Raw genomic sequence first — 21,173 nt, forward strand, 5'->3', positions numbered from 1 at the left:
GATCCCGTGTGGTGATGAAGAAAATTGGCGGCTTGTTAATGGCCGCTGCCTAAAATTTTGGCGTTCATGCTGGCAAGCACGTTGCTTACATGGCTATCTGATAAATGCGAATAGCGCCGCACCATTTGCAAGGTTTTATGCCCGAGAATTTCGGCGATTTCTGCAAGGCTTGCGCCGTTCATAGCCAAATAGCTTGCGGTCGTGTGGCGTATGTCGTGCCATCGAAAATCAATCACATCGGCCCGTTTTAATGCCGTAGCCCATGCTTTCTTAAGCTCGATAGGTTTATCCGGGCAATCTGGATCAGCCGACGGGAAAACCAGTGCAGTATCAAGCCGCCGCACTTTGGACAGTTCCCGCACCGTTTGCAGGGCTACCCCCACCAATGGCACCCGCCGCCGTTCGCCGTTTTTGGTGCTGTGCAATACAATCGCGGTTTGATCCAGGTGAACCACGCCCCACGCGGTTTCGGTCGGTGGATTGGCTGGAGCTTTCCAATACAGGTTCATGAGTTCGCCTTGCCTCATGCCGGTAGACAAAGCAAGGATAAAAGCGGGGTAGAGTAGGGGGTTAGCGGATTCCTTACAGGCCGCCGTCAATCGTTCCCGTTCTTGATCGTCTAAGAATCGCACCCTGCCCGCTGGTAACTCTGGCATTTCTACGCGCCGATCCCGTAGCGGCGATACTTCCAGCCAATGCCATTCATTAACCGAATACTTCAAAACATTCTGGATAACGCCAAAGTATTTTTTAATCGAATCCGCCGAAAACGGCTTGCCGCTTTTGTTGGTTTTCTTTAGCAGCTTATCCCGTGCTTGTGCAAATAGCGGGCTTTCAAGGTCGGCCATGACATGCGCCCCAAGTTCATCACGCCACCAGGCCAAAATAGGCCGCCGGTTGCGTTGTTCCTTGCTGGTAAATTTGACGGGTAGCACGTCGCTTAAGTAGCGGTCGATTGCATCCGCGAACGTGTGTTTTTTGGCTTGGGTGGTTTTGAAGTGTTTGCCGTTCCTAATGGCCGACTCGGTGTCTTGAATCCATTTTTTAGCATCGGTCAGCCGTTGAAAGGTTGCCGTTTGTCGTTCGTAACCTTTAAGCCGAATTTCCGCCGTGTAGCGCGGTTTGCCGTCTTTAGCAAGACGCTTTTTGATGGTTGCCATATAAACCCCTTGGGACAATGGCGGTATAATTTGCGGCAGCCATTGCTTACCCTGCTTGTAAGTAATCGGTTAGGGCTTGTTGGTGTTGGTAGCACTATCAAGCCCGCGTTGTTTCTGGGGTTTGATTATAATTCTTTGTCGCAATTTTGTCGCACTTGGCTATAAAAAACATCGTTTATTCTCGGTAAAGCTCAACAATAAAATAGGCATAACCTATTGATTCATATTGTTGTTATTTGTCGAGACTTGCCGACGCTTTTTATAAATATCGCCCTCCTAAGGGGCAGGTCGGACGTTCGAATCGTCTCCGGGACGCCATGAAATCAATGAGTTAGGCGATTATTGATTATCTGCTTTTTCTCCGTGGGGCACTCATGGGGCACTTCAAAATAAATCACCACAAAAACAGGCAATAAAAAAGCCGGTGTTACCCGGCCTTGTTTCTTTGATTTTCCAAACGGCTACCTGTCATAAACCTGCCAACTTTCACATTCAGACTTAACAGCGCCTAAGTTTTTCAGGGCATTGCATAGCAGCATCGAAGCCTCGGCCAACAACTCAAGCGCCGTTTGTCGTCGTCTATCTGCGGGCGATTCAACTGCCAGCCACGCCATTAAAAGCCTGTCGCTTAATTTATAAAGGCCGTGCAATTCTGATTCAACACAAATTTTTGTCATTGGTTCACCATCGTTTATAGGGTCACACCCCAAATATGACGCTCACTAAAAGCGAACTCGGAGTTCGTTTTACCCAAATTTCACACTGCCCAAAACGCAACTCGGAGTGGCGATTTACCCAACCTTCCACTGGTTATTCATCGATCAAATCAAGTACCCAAGAGTCAGGTATATCCACGCAGTATCAACGTCCCAAAACCAGCAAGAAAAACGTGTCGACTCAAAAGATATGCACATAACAGAAATTCTGCTTGCTAGAAAAAATCGCTTGACACGGCAAATCATTGAAACGACTCTAAGTTTTATAAGTTATTGATTTTTATTAACTATACTACTGATCAATAATTGTTCAATCTAAGCCTAGCCCCTTAAAATTCCGCACTTTGCGAGGGTTGATAGCAACATATCCCCAGAGTTATCCACAGATTTTGTGAATAAGTCTGTTTTGTCCCTGCATCACAGGCACTTAGTCAAAAAAACTCTAAATTATTCAATGTTTAGCGCCCAAATTGATGTTTACCGTCTTTCGCCTGCGCCAAGCTCATTCGGAGTCTCCATCGGCAATTTTTTCCTCAATGCTTGCTGCGCGTGATCCTCACCTCGAGGCTTGCGCATTCGGGACGACGAAACCAGCAAATGGCTATGGTAGCCCTGGTAAAACTGACGTATGATGCCACAGCAAAATAGTATGCACTTCGGGCCAACCTAAAAACATCAGTAGCCCACGAAATACACGAAATAAATCATTGCGTTATGAACGCTTATCGATTCACCTGTTCGGCGCAGTTCTTCAGGATGATAACTGATTGCACCTTTTCGTGATTTTCGTGCGTTTCGTGGACCAAATGATTTTTCTAGGGTCAATGAGCCGCGCCTAGCTCATCATGACGACCCGATTGTTCCGAGTTTATCCTCTTTCCAGACTGATATAAGCCAAACCATGAACCCAATCAATCATCGAACATTATTTTTGCCTGCATTGTTGACCGTCGGGATGTTGCTAAGCGCCTGCTCGTTTTCCAAAAGCTCCGAAAGCTCGTCCGACAGCTCCAAAAGCGTTTTCGACATGGCTTCCAGCCCACTGTCGGCCAGCTCCGATTCGTCAGCCGACAAGCAAGAGCAATACGAAAACGACGTGGCTGATTACACTACCGAGTTCGTCGGCTCAAAAACTGGCACTTTGGAACAATTTCGCCAACACGTGAGCGAACTGGCGCAAGATTATGGTGTCACCAATTGGGAAAGCGATCTCAAAACTTACGTCGGCATAGGTCGTGGCTTGAAAAAAGCCAAACTGGGCGGACCACAAACTTCCGCCTTTACCGAAAGCCTGAGCGGCAACGACCCGATGAAAAAACAAGCGATTGAAGAAGGGCTGAAAAAATAGGTTCAGCGCAAACGATGCTTACTCGCCGGCTGACGCGGCTGATTCTGGCAGGGTTGGCCTTGTGCTGCCCCTGGCTGGGTCAGGCGCGCGACTTTGAATTTTTGTATGTCGACGCCAACGAAGGCCAGGCCAGCGGAGGGCACTCCGCCATCAAGTTCGCCGACGCGGTGTTTCATTTCCAGCATGTGGAACCGGGATTGTTAAGGCTCTTCCGCAGTGACTTTTCGGCTTTTCGCTTTGCCTATGGCTACCAGGAAAACCGGACCATAGCCGGACATCGCATCACCGTCGACGAGGCTGTTTTCGACAGCTTGCACGACGCCTTCAAACGCCGGCTGCTACTGCAAAACCAACAATTCGCCTGGCTGAAAGCCTTGCAGGACGACTATCGCCTGTTAAGCGATCTCAATCAGCCTGCACAAAAACACGTAGCCCTGAAAGCCTTGGGCTATTTCGTCGAAGATTATCGGCTGGGCCAGGAAAAACCTGTTCAAACCGGTCAAAGCCTTGAACTTGCAGCACTAAAACGAAACATACTTGCCGAGTATGGCGATAATTTCTTGCAACAGAAACGGCAACGAGTTCTCGCGCAATTAATCGCCTTGAAACCATCGGCTTCGGACACGGCGCCAGCCATCGACGAGGATAGGTTCGGGCCTGACGGCTATTCCTTCGCACAGCATTATAAAAACCAGCTATTGAATCTGGCTGCGCTGGACATCCTGGAATGGAGTCTATCGCCTCGCGCAGGTACATTGTTGACCACGCCGATAGCGGAATTGCGTTTGCATGAGCCCGCCATCATTGCCCTGACCGGTTTCAAACAGACACTGGCTATGGATTTGCTGAAATTGATACAAAGCGAGCGCGAAGACTGGGGCTATCCACTGTTGGTCGGCATGGCTCGCCTGCACGCCTTGCAGCAATCGATAGACAGCGGCCAGTGGGTGATATTGGATCGCTTTGTGAATGACCCGCACGACGACAGGACCGTGCGCATCGATGCGGACACCCTGCCATCAATGCGCCAATACGCGAGCAACAATCTGATCCGTGCGAGCGAAGCGCTCGCCACGACCAATACACTTGCTGAACGTGACTATAACGACTTGGAAATCAAAGCCGGCATCGCCGTGAAAATGGCGAATGCCGGCAACGAACAAACCCTGCTATTGCCTCCCATCGACGAAACGCCATCGCTAGAGGCGCATGCGGATTTGGTCGCGTTGCCGCTATCCGGCAATGAATTGGAAAGTCATCAACGCTCATCCGACACCCGTTTCGTAGCTTATAAGGCCCAATTGCAGTCCATGTATGCTTACCAATTGCTGCGACGCAATTGCGTGACCGAGATATTTCGCGTCATCCACGCCAGCCTGGACAAAAACTTCGCCCTCCCCTCCGCTAGCGGACCAGTGGAATCAACGGCACAAATCTCCAAACGCTTGCTGGGCGGATATATCGACGCGGAGGCGCTGACCGTCATCCCCTTTGCCGCCTTCGATCGAGTCGGCAGCCAATACCGCGTGCAGAACAGCTATCGCCTGCCGAGCTATCGAGAACTGGCCATCGAACATCGCTATCAAACAGAGGCCGACATGCTGGTGGATTTGAGCGAATCCAATGTAATGACTTCTTCTATCTACCGCGGGAACAAGAACGATGCGGCCTTTTTGTTTTTCACTCAAGATGCGGTTTGGCCCCGCCCTTTGCTGGGCACTGTGAATTTAAGCGTCGCCCTTGGGCAAACGCTGTATGGCCTGCTGGCTCTGCCTTGGGACTCCGGCCAGAATTTGCAGCAAAGCCTGAAAGGCATAGTTGTCAGCGTGCCCGAGCTGTTTTTTTTCAATATCCGGAAAGGTTCGTTTCCGCGGCTGTTACCAACTGATGCGAGCAGGGACGGGGTGATAGGCACTTCTCAGGCCCAAAGCCTTGCGGGAAAAAACTGAAGCTTTTTCATCCCAACAGCAGATCGGGAGTGCAATAGCTTTAGCTATTGCCAAATAACACCGGGTTGTTTGGCATTTGCAAGAGCCCTCCCGCGAGGTGAGAGGGCTTTCAAGACCAGCTCCCAAAGGGAAGCAAGAGTCTTAGTCTTGCGGTTTTTCCGCGTCGACGGTGAAAATCGGATTGTTTCTGTCCTCTTCGCACAACTTGGCTTTTTCTTCGGGGAAGATGTGCCAGAAAGATTGGTCTATCGCGCCATTGGCGTAATTTTGCTTGTGCGCGTGACCGAACGGGCACCACCAGTTTTCCACAACTTTGACCATATACGCGTGCCATTCGAACAAGGCCACGCTGTAAGGGCAATACCAGGTGCAATTCAAGATCCAGAACAGTTTCAATTGCGACAGATTGTAACGGGTGGAGGGATTCATGACGATCTGGGTTTTCAAATCATAACGGTGACTGGCGCGGTCGGGAATGAAATCGCTATAGCGCTTGACGTTTTCCGCGCCGCAGAACTTCAGGCTGTAATAGGTCAGATAAGCACTGATGATTACGAACGGCAGGGTCAGTATCGGCAAGTAAATAAATACCAGTCCTATCGCGCGCGAAAGGACGGACATTTGTTTATGATGGCAACCGATATTGACGCGATCGGCGCAGGATTCGCAGGCTTTCATGAAATGTTCTCCACTGAAGAAGGTTTTGGTTTTGGGTTAGATGGTTTTGGCTCGGGATTGAGCAATTGAAAAATACTTAAACAACCGGCGCAGCAAAACTCCTTGACGCCATCACTGCTCTGCAAGCCAAACCCCGGCACTTTTACCGGTTGACCGCACAATTCGCAAGGAGAATTTTTATTTTCCGACATAGGCTTACATGCGGCCCGACACCGCGCAAAAAAACGTTTTCAGATATTCAGTTTCCGGCATCGCGGGTAACACAGGATGATCCGGTCCCTGCCCGCCCGTGGCAAAAAACACCACATGCCGGTCGATATGCCGGCCCGATGCACGCAAAATCTCGTGCAAGTCTTCCCGGCTCAAATGATGCGAGCACGACGCCGACACCAGCACCCCCTCGTTCGCCAGGATTTGCAGCGCCTGATGATTCAGCCGGCGATAAGCCTCATAGCCGGCTTTGTAATCTTTCTTGCGTTTGATCAGCGCGGGCGGGTCGAGTACGATCGCATCGAAATGCAGGTTTTGTTCTCTGGCTTGCTTCAGATAATCGAACACATCGCTACGCACGAATTGCATCTTATCCTGCACACCGTTCAACGCCGCGCTTTCTGCAGCCAAAGCCAGCGCGCTTTCCGAGCTGTCCACGCAGGTCACTTCCGCCGCGCCAGCCACTGCCGCCGTGATGCCCCATGCGCCGGCATAGCTGAACAAATCCAACACTTTCAGGCCGCTCGACCAATTGGCAAACTGGGCCCGGCTACAGCGATGATCGTAAAACCAGCCGGTTTTCTGGCCTTCGGCTACGTTGATCAGAAACCGCGCGCCGTTTTCTTCGATCAACAACCGTTCCGGCAATTCGCCGTAAGCCAGTTCAGGCTCCAGCGGCAAATTTTCCAGTTGCCGCTGACTGTTGTCGTTTTTCAAAAGAATGGCACTCGGTTGCAATAATTCCAGCAGTGCCTTGACCAGCAACGGTTTTTGCACTTCCATGCCGGCCGTGGTGATCTGTACCGACAACACCGTATCGTAACGATCGATGACCAAGCCCGGCAGGCCGTCGCTTTCACCGAACACTAAGCGATAATACGGTTTGTCGAACAAACGCTCGCGCAAGGCCAAGGCTTGACTCAGACGGATCTTGAAAAACTTTTCGCCGATGCTGCTATTGGGTTTTCGCGTCAACAGGCGGGCGCAAATCAGCGCGTGCGGATTGACGTAAGCCACACCCAGGGCCTTGCCTGCGCTGTCGTTGACGATGACCAGATCACCGGCGGCGAACTGCTCCAACGGACTGCGTTTGCCATCGACTTCGTTGCTGAAAACCCATAAATGCCCTTGGCGCAGACGCTTGTCTTCGTGTTTTTTTAAATACAGCTCGGGATAATGCATGGAATCAAATCAAGGTAAGCGTAAAACCGCCAAATTCGGCGGGTATGATGAGCGGCAAACGAATGTGCATCGTCTGGTTTGCCGCCAACTGCGCGGTATGCGTGTACTGTTGGGGCGCAAACAAGCGTTGTTCCAACGGTTGGCCGTTAAAATCCGTTAACGTGAGTTGTAGGCTGGGAAAACCCTGGGCCACATCAGCCTGATTGGTCAACGCGGCGGTCAATAAATGAGTCTGCTGCAAATAGGGTTGTAATTGGCTATGCGATACCGACCAGTCAGTGGTATTTGCCGTATCGATCAGCCGACAATCCATCGCCGCGCAAACCTTAGCTAAAGCCGGCCGAAGCAATGGATATCGATATAATCTTTGACCTTCGAAATAAGCCAGTTGCACCATCAACAGCAAAAGCATCGCTAGGCTAGCCCCGCGCCAAAGCCAGAGCGATTCTGTTTTGACGTTTTTTTCAAACGCAGGCCCGATGCCATGGCCCGGTTCGATCATCTCATCCGGCCGTTCGGATAATGTCGGCAATGCATCGAATGTCTGCCTGCAGGCCTTGCATTTCAACAAGCCGCGACTGTCACGCAATTGTTGTGTCGTCACTTCCTGTAGCACATCGCACTGCGGGCAACGGCTGAACATGCTTACGCGGGCCTCTCGGCATCCAGACGGCACCAATCTTCCTGACTCACCGGCTCGGCCACCCGCAAGCCTTGCGCGCGGTAGGCGTCAGCGACGGCTTGCGCCTGTTCGTTCAAGATACCGGACAAAATCAACTGCCCGCCGGGCCTGACCAGCGAGGCTATCGTTGCCGAAAGTTCTATCAACGGTTTGGCGAGAATATTGGCGACCACGACGTCGGCGTCTGCCACCCTAAACTGCTCCGGCAGACAATAACTGATACGCCCTAGCACCTGATTTTTTTCGGCGTTGTATTGGGTCGCGGTCAAAGCCTGGGGATCGATATCGACGCCGTGTGCATGTTCGGCGCCCAACAGCAATGCCGCCACCGCCAGTATGCCGGAGCCGCAGCCATAATCGATCATGACCTTTCCTGTTAAATCATGCCCGGCCAGCCACTCCAGACACAAGGCCGTGGTCGGATGAGTGCCGGTACCGAAGGCCAACCCCGGGTCCAGCGTCATGCAAACCTGACCGGACTCATGAACTTCTTGCCCACTCGGGCAAACCCACAACTTGCCGGCGAATTGCATTGGCTGAAAATGCTCCATCCAGGCGCGCTCCCAGGCTTGATCCTGAATCACTTCCACCTGCCACTGCCGCAAGGGCTGGCCGATGAATTGGTTGGCCACCAGGGTTTGCACGACATCGGGATCGGCATCCAGCTCAAACAAGGCCGTGACACGGGTGTTGCTCCAGATCTGGGTTTGGTCGATCGCCGGCTCGTAAACCGGTTCGTCTTCGGCATCGCTGTAAGTCACGGATACCGCGCCCAATTCACTGAAAAAATCCGATAACTCCGGAGCGGTTTGCTCGTCAGTCACCACTGAAAGCTGATGCCATGCCATAGTTCGAATTTAATAAAGATAAAAGAAGGCCGGCACCTTAGCCGACGCCAGCCTTCTCTAAGGTTCAATGAATACCCAGTTTCTTTTCCAGGTAATGGATGTTTTGACCGCCGGTCACAAAGGCCAAGTCGGCCATGATGCTTTGTTGCAAGGGAATGTTGGTCTTGATGCCGTCGATCACCATTTCGCTGAGAGCGGTTCGCATGCGGGCGATGGCACTGTCGCGGTCTTCGCCGTGGGCGATCAATTTTCCTATCATCGAATCATAGTAAGGTGGCACTTTGTAACCGTTGTAGATATGCGTTTCGCAACGGATACCGGGACCACCCGGCATGTGAAACTGCTCGATGGTGCCGGGGCTGGGCATGAAGGTGTTGGGGTCTTCCGCGTTCAGACGGCATTCGATCGCGTGCCCAGTGAAACGCACCTGCTCCTGCGTGAGCGACAACGGCAGGCCGGCTGCGATGCGCAACTGTTCCTTGACGATGTCGAAGCCGGTGATCATCTCTGTCACGGGATGCTCGACCTGTACCCGCGTATTCATCTCGATGAAATAGAACTGACCTTTTTCATACAAAAACTCGAAGGTACCGGCGCCCAAATAGCCGATTTCCTTGCAGGCCTGTGCGCAACGCTCGCCCATTTGCTTGCGCTGTTCTTCGCTGATGCCGGGTGCCGGCGCTTCCTCGACGACTTTCTGATGCCGGCGCTGCATCGAACAATCACGCTCGCCCAAGTGAATCGCGTTGCCGTGCGAGTCGGCCAGCACTTGAAATTCGATGTGGCGCGGATCTTCCAGGAATTTTTCCATGTACACCGTGGCATTGCCGAAGGCGGCGCCGGCTTCGCCCTTGGTCAATTCTATCGAACTGAGCAAGGCCGCTTCGGTATGCACGACGCGCATGCCGCGTCCGCCACCGCCACCGGCGGCCTTGATGATGACGGGATAACCGATTTCCCGCCCCAACTTCAGATTGGCTTGATCGTCGTCCCCCAACGGCTCGCCATTACCCGGCACACAGGGAATGCCGGCGGCAATCATGGCTTTTTTCGCCGCGATCTTGTCGCCCATCATGCGTATGGTTTCGGGTTTCGGGCCGATGAACACGAAACCGCTTTGACTGACTTTCTCGGAGAAATCCGCGTTCTCGGACAAAAAGCCGTACCCCGGATGGATGGCTTGCGCATCGGTCACTTCGGCGGCACTGATGATCGCAGGGATATTCAAATAACTCTGCGCGGAGGGCGCCGGACCTATGCAAACGGCCTCGTCGGCCAGACGCACATGCTTCAGGTCGCGATCGGCTTCCGAAAACACCGCGACGGTTTTAATGCCCAGTTCGCGGCAGGCTCGCAACACGCGCAAGGCGATCTCGCCCCGGTTGGCAATGACAATTTTTTCGAACATAGTCGTCACCTTGCCGCTTATTCAATGATGAATAAAGGCTGACCGTATTCCACCGGATGGGCGTTCTCGACCAGAATTTGCTTGATCTTGCCGCTTTTATCGGACTCGATTTGGTTGAGAATTTTCATCGCCTCGATGATGCACAGCGTCTGACCGGCGGAAACCGATTGGCCGACTTCGACGAACGGCGCCGAACCGGGTGAAGCCGAACGATAGAAAGTACCAACCATCGGCGACTTGATCACATGGCCGCTGATTTTCTCTTCGGCGGGCGCAGCGGGGGCCGCGGCCGGAGCTTGAGCCGGCGCGGCGACGGCAACGGGCGCCGCGTATTGCACGGGAGCGGCCGAAGAGCTGTAACGGCTGATTCTGACCGACTCCTCGCCTTCTGAAATTTCTATCTCAGCAATATCGGATTCCTCGATGAGATCGATGAGTTTTTTTATTTTTCTAATATCCATTGTTCTGAGTTCTCTCTTGTAATATCTGATGAGCGGCTTGTAAGGCCAGTTCGTAACCGCGCGCGCCCAAACCACAGATAACGCCGTCGGCTATATCTGAAAAATAGGAATGTCGTCTGAACGCCTCGCGGGCATGCACATTGGACAGATGTACTTCAATGAATGCAATCTTGGTCGCCAGCAAGGCATCGCGAATCGCCACACTGGTATGGGTAAATGCCGCCGGATTGATGATGATGAAATCCACGCCTTGGGCATAAGCCTGGTGGATTTGCTCGATGATCGCATGCTCGGCATTACTCTGAAAAAAGTGCAATCGATGGCCGAGTTGGCCAGCCTGTTGCTCTAAACTGTCCTGAATATCTTGCAAGGTTTTACTGCCATACAAACCCGGCTCCCGCACACCTAAGAGATTCAAATTGGGGCCGTTCAGAACGGTGATAGTCGCCATGCAGATGCTAAACAGTCAAGGTTTTTGAAGGTGGGAATTCTGCCTAATTTGTAGGTTTTTGTCCAGATAATCCAGCTTTTTAACTGATTTATCCGCCATTTAGTCATTCGCCGCCAATAACGGCCGCACCACCCGCAAGAACTCTTCCCGCCGCATTTCGCCGGGTTGCCGGTGAACGATTTGTCCGCGTGAATCAATGATTACCGTAAAAGGTACGGCATTGATGATGTTGCCCAGCTGCCGCGCCAACACACTGCCTGCATCGCCGGCCACCAGCATGGGATAATTGACCGGCGATTCTTGCAGATAATCCGCAACGGCTTGTTGCTCGTCGAGGGCGATGCCGACGAATTGCACGCCTTTGGCGGCGAATTCCTGTTGCCACTGCATGAACTCGGGAATTTCCTTCAAACACGGCGGACACCAGGTTGCCCAAAAATTGAGCACCAGGATCTTGCCTCGCCATTGCGACACGGATTGCGGTTGACCTTTCACATCCGGAAACCTGAACTGCAGCTCCGCTGACAAAGTAGCCGGCTGCTCAAGCCTTGCCTGCTGCATCCGCACGGCCACGCCAGCCAGCAACGCCAAAACGGCCGCCAAGACGATCAATAAGCGGGTTTTCATAATTGTTTCAAGGATTGCAAAAAGGTGGCCGCGTCCTGATAACCGATCACGCGCTGCCGGGCGCGTTCCTGTCCTTGCGGATCAAAGAAGATGATACCGGGCGGCCCGACCAGATTGAAGCGTTGCAACAAGGCTTTGTCGTCGTCGTTATTCGCCGTGACGTCCGCCTGAATCAACATAAAATCTTTCAGCTGCTGTTTCACCTGGGCATCGGCAAAGGTATAAGCCTCCATTTCCTTGCAGGACACGCACCAGTCGGCGTAAAAATCCAGCATCACCCATTGTCCATTGGCTTGCGCTTGTTGTAATTTTTGCTCCAATTCGGCGACCGTGCGTATGCGTTGAAACGGAATACCCGCTTCGACCGGCTTGCTTCCGGCCTGCGCCAAACCGGCCAAAGGCTGTAACGGATTGGTATTGCCGGCGCTGAGGCCGATCAACTGCATCACGCCAAACACCAGCATCATCAGCCCCAGCCCTTTCCATAATTTTTTCCAGCCAGAGGCCGGCTGCGGCAAGGGTTCGATCGCGTTCAAATAAATGGCCGGAACGATCAACAACATCGCGCTCAGCAGCATCGTGACGGTCGGTGGCAGGATACGCGACAGCATCCATAGCGCCACCGCCAACATGATCACACCGAACACGGCCTTGGTGGCGTTCATCCAGGCACCGGCCTTGGGCAGCAATTTACCCGCGGAAGCCCCCACCAACAGCAAGGGCACGCCCATGCCCAAACCCATCACGAACAGGGCCGAGCCACCCAGCAGCACGTCGCCGGTCTGGCCGATGTAGATCAAGGCCGCCGCCAACGGCGCCGCCACGCAGGGACCGACGATCAAGGACGACAAAGCCCCCATGATCCCGGCCCCCAAATACGAGCCATCCCGATGCTGGTCGCTGGACCGATGCAAGCGCGATTGCAGCGCCGAAGGCAATTGCAACTCGTAAAAGCCGAACATCGACAAAGACAACAGCACGAACAAGCCGGCAAAGGTGGCGATCACCCAAGGCTCTTGAAAGGTCGCTTGCAAATTACTGCCAAACAGCGCCGCCAACACCCCAAAGGCCGTGTACATCAAGGCCGACGCAAACACGAAGCTGGCCGACAGCAAAAATGCCTTGCGCGTACCGACCTGATGGCCATGTCCGACGATGATGCCGGATAAAATCGGGATCATCGGAAACACGCAGGGCGTGTGCGCCAGCAACAGGCCAAAGCCGAAGAAGCTCAGCAGCGTCAACGCCAAGCTATCCTGTTTCAAGGCATCGACGATACGGTCCTGCTCCGATACCGCCGCTACCTCGGATTGCGTGGTTGGCGCTGATTTTGACTCAAGCGGAGTAGCTTGCGGCAACGACAAGGCTACTTTGCTGGTCATCGGTGGGTAACAAACGCCGCGATCGGCGCACCCCTGGAACTTGGCGGTCAATTCCACGGCTTCAGCGGCCAGATTTTCGCGTAGCAACGGCACATCCAGACTCACTTCATGCCGGTAAATTTCGACTTGTCCAAACTCCTCGTCCAAATGACTTTCACCCTTCGGCAAAGGCAGGGCCGACAAACGAGTTTGCGTCTTGTCATCCAGATTCAGGGCCAATTTGTTTTTGTACAGATAATACCCGTCCGCGATCAGCCAGCTGACATGCAAGGTATGCGGGTCCTTGAGCGTGGCGAAGAATTGAAACGCCTGCTCCGGTGGTAAGAGTTCGTCCTGGAACAAACTCGGTGTCAATTTTTTCAGGCCACCAAAAAACTGATTGATGGAACTCGCCTGGTTTACCCCTAATGCTTCAGGCAGATTCACATCGAGCGCAATCTTCTGCGGCGGGTAACAAACACCGACATCGGCACAACCCTGATATTTGGTGAAAATCTTCACGGTGGCCTGATTGTCTGGATTGGTCAACGGCACGCTGACCCTCAATGAACCGCGATAGACGCTGGTTTCACCGAAAACCGGGTCGTGTTCCACCGCGCCATCGGGCAATTCGAACGCACCCAGTTGGACGCCGTCGGTTTGCGACTCGATCCTGGTTTTATCGCGGTATAAGTGGTACCCCTCCGCGATCTGCCATACCAGATCGACCTGCTGGCGCGACTGCCCGGTAACCGTCAATTTGAAAGCCTGCTCGGCCGGCAATATATCGGCGCTGGTCAACGCCCATGCTGGCTGAAACAAAACGCTAAATAGGCAAAATAAAATCAGTGGGTAGACAGGCATGAGTCGATCCATTGCAAATAGTCTGCGGAGCCGCTATCAATCGCGACCGCGATGATTTCCGGGATTTGATAAGGGTGCATGGCCTTGATCGCCGTTTCGATGGCGGCAAAGCGGGCCTGTTGACTTTTGATCATCAACAAATGTTCCTGGGCCGTCTCGATTTGTCCTTGCCATTCGTAAACAGACGACACGCCGGGCACGATGTTCACGCATGCGGCCAACTTGTCGCCCACCAACTGGCGCGCGATCCGTTCTGCGGTTTCCAGGTTCGGGCAAGTGCAATAAATCAGATGATGCATGGTGGACATTATCCTGCATATTCGGTGGAAGATGTTTCGACGACTTACGCTCATTCTGGCAAAGTAACGCTCATGAAGGCTGTGCGTCGCCCCGGCAAATGAAAATAGTCTTCAGGGTAAGGTTGCTTGCCGGACAGGCCGCCGTGAATACATCCATGTAGGCTCGACGGCGGCATCCTTGCCGCCGACGCCTGTCCAACAAGCAACCGCACCCCCACATTTTGCTACTTTCAGAGTAACGTGCTTTCTTGGCGTTATTGGCTCTTCAAATCGGGTAAACTGATCTTTCATTCGATTTCTACCTTTTTCGAGCTCGCCATGAAAGCCATTCAAATGCTGTTTTTGTTCGTCCTGATCGTCCCTTTCGTGGAAATTTACCTGCTGATGCAAGTCGGCGGCCTGATCGGTACTTTTCCGACCATATTACTGGTCGTCTTTACTGCCGCATTGGGCGCCTGGCTGTTGCGCCGACAAGGTTTTGCCACCTGGCAGCGCTTCCAGGCCAGCCTCGCGCAAGGCACCATTCCCGCGTATGAAATGATCGAAGGACCGATATTGCTGATGGGCGGCGCCTTGTTGTTGACGCCGGGATTTTTCACCGACGCCATGGGTTTTGCTTGCCTGATTCCGGCTTTGCGCCGCAACATGGCCCGGTACATCATCGAAAATCACTTGATAGCCAGTGCACAGGGCAGCGGATTCAGGCAATCACCCACTCAAAACAGCCATGTCATCGATGGCGAATACAGCAAGAAAGATAGCGATGTTGACACCATCTGAATCCTTAGTCCCGCCCGGATCCAGATGGCCGGGACGGCTTTATTGGCCGTCCGTATCGGAGTCGGTTTCGGTCGCCGCGTCAGCAATCGCTGCCTCGGCATCGGGCTCTAATGTGCTTTTGCCGAAGCCGGAATAAGCCGGGCACCAGCCAAAATAACTGGTTCCCACTAACCCCAAGCCAACCAGCAATAACAATACTTTCGCGGTAAACAAGGATACAGCCAGCAGTACGACGCCGGATACCATGCGGACTTTTTTGTCCTTGGCACCCAAGTTGTATTCAAATTTGACCATGCGTTTATAATCGAAGCTCATTTCCAACCCTCTATGTGTAATATTTTATTATCCTGACGTAAGGCTTTCCCTTAAAAGGGATGCAAATATACACAGCTCATTGAAATCTGCAAATAAAAATGGATGTCTCAACCATCATCGCCCCTTTGAACGATGCCCAGCGCCTGGCCGTTTCCGCGCCCAATCAAGCCATGCTGGTTTTGGCCGGCGCCGGCAGCGGCAAAACCCGTGTATTGGTGCACCGCATCGCCTGGCATATCAAGATCAATCAAATTTCGCCCTTCCACATTCTGGCGGTCACGTTCACCAACAAGGCTGCCAACGAAATGCGCGAACGCATCGAAAACATGCTGGAAATTTCGGCCCGCGCGATGTGGATAGGCACCTTCCACGGCCTGGCCCACCGCTTGCTGCGCCAGCATGTCGAGCAAGCCAAACTGCCGGCCAATTTTCAGGTCATGGACAGCGACGACCAGCTCCGCCTGATCAAGCGCCTGCTGAAAAACCTGAACATCGATGAAACCAAATGGCCGCCCAAGCAGGTGCAATGGTTCATCAACGCACAAAAGGAAGAAGGCATCCGCGCCCGCCACATGCACGAAAGCGGCGATTTTTACCAACGCCAGATGCTGACGGTTTACAAGGCCTATGAGGATCTTTGCGACCGCTCAGGTCTAGTCGATTTTGCCGAACTGCTGCTGCGCGCCCATGAACTGCTGCGCGACAACGAGGATTTGCTGCATTTTTATCGACAGCGCTTCCAGCAAGTACATGTCGACGAATTCCAGGACACCAATACCATACAATATGCCTGGCTCAGGCTCCTGACCGAAGGCAACGACAACCTGTTCGTGGTCGGCGACGACGACCAATCGATTTACGGCTGGCGCGGCGCCAAGATAGAAAACATCTTCAACTTCCAGAAACACTATCCCAACCACCAAGTGGTGCGGCTGGAACAAAACTACCGCTCCACCGGGCACATCTTGAAAGCCGCCAACACGCTGATCGCCAACAACGAAGCCCGCATGGGCAAGGAATTGTGGACCGATGCCGGCGAGGGCCTGCCGATTTCGTTGTACTCGGCCTTCAACGAACAGGACGAAGCCTATTTCGTGGTCGAGAAAATCAAGCAATGGGTCAACGACGGCGGTCTGCGCCGCGACGTAGCAATCCTGTATCGTTCCAACGCCCAATCCCGCCAGTTCGAGGAACGCCTGATGACCACCGGCACGCCTTACCGGGTCTATGGCGGCTTGCGCTTCTTCGAGCGCATGGAAATCAAGAACGCCCTGGCCTATTTGCGGCTGGCCAATCACCATGACGATGATGCCTCGTTCGAGCGCATCGTCAACACGCCGACGCGCGGCATCGGCGCCAAAACCCTGGACGACATGCGCATTCTGGCCCGTGAGCAAAACTTGTCGCTGTGGCAGGCGTCCGTGCGCATGCTCGACGAAAACCGCCTGCCGCCACGCGCCGGCAATGCTTTAAAAGGTTTTTTGAACCTGATCCTGCAATTGGGCGGCGAAACCCTGGAATTGCCCTTGCACGAAACCGTCAAGCTCGTCGTCGAAAAAAGCGGCCTGATCGAGCTGTATAAAAAGGAGAAGCAGGATAAAGGCGAAGCGCGGGTGGAAAACCTGGAAGAACTGGTCAACGCCGCCCGTTTGTTCGATGCCGACAGCCTGAACGAGGAAAACCTCAGCGAGGTCGATTTGTTCTTGACCCACGCCGCGCTGGAAGCCGGCGAAATGCAAGGCGAAGTCGACGAAGACTGCGTGCAGTTGATGACCTTGCATTCGGCCAAGGGACTGGAATTCAAGCTGGTGTTCATGGTCGGCATGGAAGAAGGCCTGTTCCCATCGCAACAAGCCACCGACGATCCAGGCCGCCTGCAGGAAGAACGCCGGCTTTGCTACGTCGGCATCACCCGCGCGATGGAACAGCTTTATCTGACTCACGCCGAATCTCGCAGGCTATACGGCAAGGACAACTACCCGAGGCCGTCAAGATTCCTGCGCGAAATACCACCCGAATCGATACAGGAAATCCGCCTGCGCGCGCAAGTCACCCGCCCCGCCGCCACCTTCAACAGCACGCTGGGCAATAGCACCCAAACCGCCGGCCGCTACCGCATGGGGCAAAGCGTCAGGCACGAAAAATTCGGCGAAGGCGTGGTGCTGCAAACCGAAGGCGAAGGCGACCAGAAAAAAGTGCAAATCAATTTCCGCAACGCCGGCATCAAATGGTTGATGTTGGCTTATGCGAAGCTGGAAACGCTATAGGCAAGGCTCATCTTGCCTTGATCGTGCAATAGCTGAAGCTATTGCACGCCATATCCAAAAGATGCATGGAGAAAAAAGCTTCAGCTTTTTTGTGGGGATACGTCAAACGCAACGATCAAGCTCCAATGGCCATCAATTTCATCAACCAGGCTGCAATCAGCGTGGTTGCCACTGCGGCTTTATGCTGCTTGGATGTCATTTTTACTCTGAAGGTCACCGTGGTGAGCTACGCACAGTCGCGATGCGAAGTCTATTGTCGCGACGAGGCGGCGCTCCTACAGAAAACGTTTCGACCGCGCTCAGGACAGATTTTGTGCCTTTCGTAGACCAAAGTTTTTTCTGGAATAAAAAAAGGCGCCGTTAGCACGACGCCTTTTTCAGTTCAAGGACACGGAAAAATCAATCTTCCATGACGTTGATGACTTTCAGCGAGTTGGTACCGCCACTGGCGCCGGCCAGGTCTCCCTTGGTCCGGATCAAGGCATCGCCCGGCTTCACGACACCGCGTTTTTTCAAGGCATTGATCAGGCTTTGCGTGACGCTTGGAGACTCCATCTTCTCTTTGGAAAATGGAATCGGGAAAACGCCTTTATACAGGGTCACCCGGCCCAAAGTGCGTTCATTGTTACTGAAAGCAAAGATCGGTAGTTCCGAGTTGATCCGAGACATCCACAGCGGAGTAGAACCCGATTCCGTCAACGAGGCGACGCCGGCAATTTCGGTATGGTTCGCCATATACATGGCCGCCATCGCGATCGCTTCGTCGATACGATTGAACTTATCGGTCATCCGGTGCATGGACTTCGTCACGCTCGGCTGCTTTTCGGTTTCCAGACAGATCCGCACCATGGCTTGCACGGTTTTGACCGGATGCTTGCCGGATGCGGTTTCCGCGGACAACATGATCGCATCGGTACCATCGACGATCGCGTTGGCGACGTCGAACACTTCCGCACGGGTCGGAATCGGGTTTTCGATCATCGACTCCATCATCTGCGTCGCGGTAATCACGGCCCGGTTCAACTCGCGCGAACGGTTGATCAGGTGTTTTTGCGCCGCCGGCAGATTGGCGTCGCCGATTTCCACACCCAAGTCACCGCGCGCGACCATGATCGCGTCGGAGGCCAGGATGATCTCGTCGATGACCTCCATCGCTTCGGCACGCTCGACTTTGGCCACGAGGCCGGCATAACAACCTTGCGCTTCCAGCAGACTGCGCGCCTCGTGCATGTCTTCGGCGGTACGCGGGAAGGAAATCGCCACATAGTCGGCATCGATCACCGCAATGGTTTTGATGTCCTCCTTGTCCTTGTCGGTCAGAGCCGCTGCCGACAAACCGCCACCCAACAGGTTGATACCCTTGTTGTTGGACAAATCCCCGCCCACCACGACAGTGGTGTTGACGCGGGTATTGTTTTCGACATTGACCACGTCCAGCACGACACGGCCGTCGTCGAGCAACAGGCGAGTACCCGGCTTGACTTCGCGCGCCAACGGTTCATAGCTGATGCCGACTTGCGTGTTGTCGCCGTCCAATTTGCCCAGATTGATGTCCAACGCAAAGGCCTGGCCTTCTTCCAGCCAGACTTTGTTTTCCTTGAAACGCTCGATGCGGATCTTCGGGCCTTGCAGGTCGGCCAGAATGCCGACCCGGCGACCGGTTTTCTTGCTCAATTCCCGAACCCGGTTGGCGCGATCGATATGATCCTGCGCCGAACCGTGCGAGAAATTCAACCTGACCACGTCGATACCGGCCTCGAACAAAGCTTCGAGCACGCCCGGCTTGTCCGTGGCAGGCCCCAGCGTGGCCAGGATTTTGGTTCTTCTTAACAGCATGTATATCCCTTATTTGGCGTTATGCAAAGCAACGGTGGTGTCCAGCATACGGTTTGAGAAACCCCACTCGTTGTCGTACCAAGATAAGACTTTGACGAAGTTGCCCGCGGTCACTTTGGTCAATGAAGACTCATAAATGGAAGAATGCGGATTGTGGTTGAAGTCCATGGACACCAGTGGCTCGTCGTTGACGGCCAGAATGCCTTTCAGAGAACCCGCGGCCGCTTCTTTCAAGATGCTGTCGATTTCTTCCTTGCTGGTGTTGCGCGAAGCCTGGAAGCACAGGTCAACCACGGATACGTTGATGGTCGGCACGCGCATCGCGAAACCGTCCAGTTTGCCCACCATTTCCGGCAATACCAAACCTACTGCGGCTGCGGCGCCGGTTTTGGTCGGAATCATCGATTGAGTCGCTGAACGGGCACGGCGCAAGTCGCTGTGATAAACGTCGGTCAGCACTTGGTCGTTGGTGTAAGCGTGAATGGTGGTCATCAAACCGTGATCCACGCCAATAGTGTCCATCAAAGGTTTGACCAGTGGCGCCAAGCAGTTGGTGGTGCAAGAGGCGTTGGAAATAACGGTGTCTGACGCTTTCAAGGTGTTGTGGTTGACGCCGTAAACGATGGTCGCGTCGACATCGTTGCCACCTGGCGCGGAAATGATGACTTTTTTGGCGCCGGCTTGAATGTGCGCGGAAGCCTTGGCTTTGCTGGTAAAGAAACCGGTGCATTCATGCACCACGTCGACCCCCAATTCGCCCCAAGGCAGTTTCGCAGGATCGCGTTCCGCGAAAACGCGGATTTTGTCGCCGTTGATCACGATATAGTCGCCATCAACCGATACGTCGAACGGGAATTTGCCGTGAACGGTGTCGTATTTGGTCAAATGCGCGTTGGTTTTGGAGTCGCCCAGATCATTGATGGCCACGACTTGAATTTCATTGGTTCTGCCTGATTCGTACAACGCGCGCATCACATTGCGTCCGATACGACCGTAACCGTTAATTGCAACTTTAATTGCCATAGAGTGTTCTCCGGGATGAGAGTGAAAGACTGGGGTGAATAAATTGACACCAGGAGCGCCAAAAATAGCCTGGATTGTAGCAAATAGCGGTTCAAAACGTCCAGACAAGCCGTGTGATAATTTCCCTCGCTGGTTTCGGATTTGGGCAAAACCGGATAAAATCGCACCATTGCATTCAGTTAGCGGAGTAATAGGTGAGCATTTTAACGATTCTGGAATTTCCTGATAAACGGTTGCGCACGGTAGCCAAGGAAGTCCCTCAAGTCGATGCCGAAATCAAGACCTTGGTCGATGACATGCTGGAAACCATGTATGCCGCCAAAGGCGTAGGCCTGGCGGCAACCCAGGTCAATGTGCACAAACGCGTGATCGTCATGGACGTCAGCGAAGACAAAAACGAGCCCATCTGCCTGATCAATCCGCAAATCATCGAAAAGGACGGCGTGGAGGAATCCGAGGAAGGCTGCCTGTCGGTGCCGGGTTTCTTCGAAAAAGTCAGCCGGGCCGAACACATCAAAGTCAAAGCCTTGAACCGCGACGGCGAAAGCTTTGAAATGGAAGCCCGCGATTTGCTGGCGGTTTGCATCCAGCACGAAATGGATCACCTGGAAGGTAAATTGTTTGTCGATTACCTGTCGGCATTCAAACGCAACCGCATCAAAAACAAGCTGGAAAAAATCCACCACCAACAAGGCCGCTAGGAAAGCC

General features: G+C 53.4%; 20 protein-coding genes. 5 read left to right on the plus strand and 15 right to left on the minus strand.

All coding sequences use genetic code 11. The annotated features are described in order from the left end of the window. Positions 1–35 precede the first annotated feature (35 nt). Both NM686_RS16935 and NM686_RS16940 read right to left on the minus strand, forming a co-directional pair. Entirely contained in the window at positions 36–1,160 is a 1,125-nt protein-coding gene (locus NM686_RS16935; protein WP_255189028.1) for a site-specific integrase, read from the minus strand. A 461-nt stretch (positions 1,161–1,621) separates the two neighbouring features. Next, the gene (locus tag NM686_RS16940; RefSeq protein WP_255189029.1) at positions 1,622–1,837 is read right to left on the minus strand and encodes a hypothetical protein; all 216 of its coding nucleotides are present in this window, start codon (positions 1,835–1,837) and stop codon (positions 1,622–1,624) included. A 940-nt stretch (positions 1,838–2,777) separates the two neighbouring features. Between NM686_RS16940 and NM686_RS16945 the strand changes: the two genes are divergently transcribed. Both NM686_RS16945 and NM686_RS16950 read left to right on the plus strand, forming a co-directional pair. Continuing rightward, entirely contained in the window at positions 2,778–3,224 is a 447-nt protein-coding gene (locus NM686_RS16945) for a putative lipoprotein (protein ID WP_255189030.1), read from the plus strand. Positions 3,225–3,238: 14 nt separating this feature from the next. Beyond that, complete coding sequence (locus NM686_RS16950; protein WP_255189031.1) at positions 3,239–5,173, plus strand: hypothetical protein; 1,935 nt, start codon at positions 3,239–3,241, stop codon at positions 5,171–5,173. A gap of 141 nt (positions 5,174–5,314) precedes the next feature. On the opposite strand, the gene NM686_RS16955 is transcribed toward NM686_RS16950, so the two are convergent. From NM686_RS16955 to cutA, 10 genes are all read right to left on the minus strand, one after another. Then, complete coding sequence (locus tag NM686_RS16955) at positions 5,315–5,851, minus strand: hypothetical protein (protein WP_255189032.1); 537 nt, start codon at positions 5,849–5,851, stop codon at positions 5,315–5,317. A 195-nt stretch (positions 5,852–6,046) separates the two neighbouring features. Further along, positions 6,047–7,243, minus strand: coding sequence for a class I SAM-dependent rRNA methyltransferase (locus NM686_RS16960; protein WP_255189034.1), 1,197 nt, complete (start codon positions 7,241–7,243; stop codon positions 6,047–6,049). A gap of 4 nt (positions 7,244–7,247) precedes the next feature. Next, the gene (locus tag NM686_RS16965) at positions 7,248–7,886 is read right to left on the minus strand and encodes a zinc-ribbon and DUF3426 domain-containing protein (RefSeq protein WP_255189035.1); all 639 of its coding nucleotides are present in this window, start codon (positions 7,884–7,886) and stop codon (positions 7,248–7,250) included. Positions 7,887–7,888: 2 nt separating this feature from the next. After that, entirely contained in the window at positions 7,889–8,773 is an 885-nt protein-coding gene (gene prmA / locus NM686_RS16970; protein WP_255189036.1) for a 50S ribosomal protein L11 methyltransferase, read from the minus strand. A 64-nt stretch (positions 8,774–8,837) separates the two neighbouring features. Next, a complete protein-coding gene (gene accC, locus NM686_RS16975; RefSeq protein ID WP_255189037.1) occupies positions 8,838–10,181 on the minus strand; it encodes an acetyl-CoA carboxylase biotin carboxylase subunit in 1,344 nt (447 codons plus the stop codon). A 17-nt stretch (positions 10,182–10,198) separates the two neighbouring features. Next, positions 10,199–10,642, minus strand: coding sequence for an acetyl-CoA carboxylase biotin carboxyl carrier protein (gene accB / locus NM686_RS16980; protein WP_255189038.1), 444 nt, complete (start codon positions 10,640–10,642; stop codon positions 10,199–10,201). Beyond that, complete coding sequence (gene aroQ / locus NM686_RS16985; RefSeq protein ID WP_255189039.1) at positions 10,632–11,093, minus strand: type II 3-dehydroquinate dehydratase; 462 nt, start codon at positions 11,091–11,093, stop codon at positions 10,632–10,634. Before aroQ ends, accB begins: the two co-directional genes overlap by 11 nt. A 99-nt stretch (positions 11,094–11,192) precedes the next feature. Continuing rightward, positions 11,193–11,720, minus strand: a complete 528-nt coding sequence (locus tag NM686_RS16990; protein WP_255189040.1) for a TlpA family protein disulfide reductase — start codon at positions 11,718–11,720, stop codon at positions 11,193–11,195. Next, positions 11,717–13,945 carry a protein-disulfide reductase DsbD gene (dsbD, locus tag NM686_RS16995; RefSeq protein WP_269021871.1) on the minus strand — a complete coding sequence of 743 codons (2,229 nt, stop codon included), beginning with the start codon at positions 13,943–13,945 and terminating at the stop codon, positions 11,717–11,719. The genes NM686_RS16990 and dsbD overlap by 4 nt, the downstream gene beginning before the upstream one ends. Continuing rightward, positions 13,927–14,244, minus strand: coding sequence for a divalent-cation tolerance protein CutA (cutA, locus tag NM686_RS17000; RefSeq protein WP_255189042.1), 318 nt, complete (start codon positions 14,242–14,244; stop codon positions 13,927–13,929). Before cutA ends, dsbD begins: the two co-directional genes overlap by 19 nt. A gap of 318 nt (positions 14,245–14,562) precedes the next feature. Here cutA and NM686_RS17005 point away from each other — a divergent pair, with 318 nt between their 5' ends. Continuing rightward, positions 14,563–15,024 carry an FxsA family protein gene (locus NM686_RS17005; protein ID WP_255189043.1) on the plus strand — a complete coding sequence of 154 codons (462 nt, stop codon included), beginning with the start codon at positions 14,563–14,565 and terminating at the stop codon, positions 15,022–15,024. 39 nt (positions 15,025–15,063) lie between these two features. Here the strand turns inward: NM686_RS17005 and NM686_RS17010 are convergent, their stop codons facing one another. Continuing rightward, positions 15,064–15,339, minus strand: a complete 276-nt coding sequence (locus NM686_RS17010; RefSeq protein WP_255189044.1) for a YgaP family membrane protein — start codon at positions 15,337–15,339, stop codon at positions 15,064–15,066. A gap of 98 nt (positions 15,340–15,437) precedes the next feature. Here NM686_RS17010 and uvrD point away from each other — a divergent pair, with 98 nt between their 5' ends. Beyond that, positions 15,438–17,606: a DNA helicase II gene (gene uvrD, locus NM686_RS17015; protein WP_255189045.1), complete on the plus strand. Its 2,169-nt coding sequence runs from the start codon at positions 15,438–15,440 to the stop codon at positions 17,604–17,606. A gap of 399 nt (positions 17,607–18,005) precedes the next feature. Here the strand turns inward: uvrD and pyk are convergent, their stop codons facing one another. Then, entirely contained in the window at positions 18,006–19,442 is a 1,437-nt protein-coding gene (gene pyk, locus NM686_RS17020) for a pyruvate kinase (protein ID WP_255189047.1), read from the minus strand. A 9-nt stretch (positions 19,443–19,451) separates the two neighbouring features. Then, complete coding sequence (gene gap, locus NM686_RS17025) at positions 19,452–20,465, minus strand: type I glyceraldehyde-3-phosphate dehydrogenase (protein WP_255189048.1); 1,014 nt, start codon at positions 20,463–20,465, stop codon at positions 19,452–19,454. 194 nt (positions 20,466–20,659) lie between these two features. Here gap and def point away from each other — a divergent pair, with 194 nt between their 5' ends. Continuing rightward, positions 20,660–21,166 (plus strand): peptide deformylase, encoded by a 507-nt coding sequence (gene def, locus NM686_RS17030; protein ID WP_255189049.1) that lies wholly within the window; start codon positions 20,660–20,662, stop codon positions 21,164–21,166. Positions 21,167–21,173 lie beyond the last annotated feature (7 nt).

The sequence above is a fragment of the Methylomonas rapida genome (assembly GCF_024360925.2).
GTDB classification, from domain to species: domain Bacteria; phylum Pseudomonadota; class Gammaproteobacteria; order Methylococcales; family Methylomonadaceae; genus Methylomonas; species Methylomonas rapida.

Bases quoted from the DNA above. Each gene is read 5' to 3' on its own strand.
- NM686_RS16935 (WP_255189028.1), bottom strand. From the start codon at position 1,160: ATGGCAACCATCAAAAAGCGTCTTGCTAAAGACGGCAAACCGCGCTAC.
- NM686_RS16940 (WP_255189029.1), bottom strand. From the start codon at position 1,837: ATGACAAAAATTTGTGTTGAATCAGAATTGCACGGCCTTTATAAATTA.
- NM686_RS16945 (WP_255189030.1), top strand. From the start codon at position 2,778: ATGAACCCAATCAATCATCGAACATTATTTTTGCCTGCATTGTTGACC.
- NM686_RS16950 (WP_255189031.1), top strand. From the start codon at position 3,239: ATGCTTACTCGCCGGCTGACGCGGCTGATTCTGGCAGGGTTGGCCTTG.
- NM686_RS16955 (WP_255189032.1), bottom strand. From the start codon at position 5,851: ATGAAAGCCTGCGAATCCTGCGCCGATCGCGTCAATATCGGTTGCCAT.
- NM686_RS16960 (WP_255189034.1), bottom strand. From the start codon at position 7,243: ATGCATTATCCCGAGCTGTATTTAAAAAAACACGAAGACAAGCGTCTG.
- NM686_RS16965 (WP_255189035.1), bottom strand. From the start codon at position 7,886: ATGTTCAGCCGTTGCCCGCAGTGCGATGTGCTACAGGAAGTGACGACA.
- prmA (WP_255189036.1), bottom strand. From the start codon at position 8,773: ATGGCATGGCATCAGCTTTCAGTGGTGACTGACGAGCAAACCGCTCCG.
- accC (WP_255189037.1), bottom strand. From the start codon at position 10,181: ATGTTCGAAAAAATTGTCATTGCCAACCGGGGCGAGATCGCCTTGCGC.
- accB (WP_255189038.1), bottom strand. From the start codon at position 10,642: ATGGATATTAGAAAAATAAAAAAACTCATCGATCTCATCGAGGAATCC.
- aroQ (WP_255189039.1), bottom strand. From the start codon at position 11,093: ATGGCGACTATCACCGTTCTGAACGGCCCCAATTTGAATCTCTTAGGT.
- NM686_RS16990 (WP_255189040.1), bottom strand. From the start codon at position 11,720: ATGAAAACCCGCTTATTGATCGTCTTGGCGGCCGTTTTGGCGTTGCTG.
- dsbD (WP_269021871.1), bottom strand. From the start codon at position 13,945: ATGCCTGTCTACCCACTGATTTTATTTTGCCTATTTAGCGTTTTGTTT.
- cutA (WP_255189042.1), bottom strand. From the start codon at position 14,244: ATGCATCATCTGATTTATTGCACTTGCCCGAACCTGGAAACCGCAGAA.
- NM686_RS17005 (WP_255189043.1), top strand. From the start codon at position 14,563: ATGAAAGCCATTCAAATGCTGTTTTTGTTCGTCCTGATCGTCCCTTTC.
- NM686_RS17010 (WP_255189044.1), bottom strand. From the start codon at position 15,339: ATGAGCTTCGATTATAAACGCATGGTCAAATTTGAATACAACTTGGGT.
- uvrD (WP_255189045.1), top strand. From the start codon at position 15,438: ATGGATGTCTCAACCATCATCGCCCCTTTGAACGATGCCCAGCGCCTG.
- pyk (WP_255189047.1), bottom strand. From the start codon at position 19,442: ATGCTGTTAAGAAGAACCAAAATCCTGGCCACGCTGGGGCCTGCCACG.
- gap (WP_255189048.1), bottom strand. From the start codon at position 20,465: ATGGCAATTAAAGTTGCAATTAACGGTTACGGTCGTATCGGACGCAAT.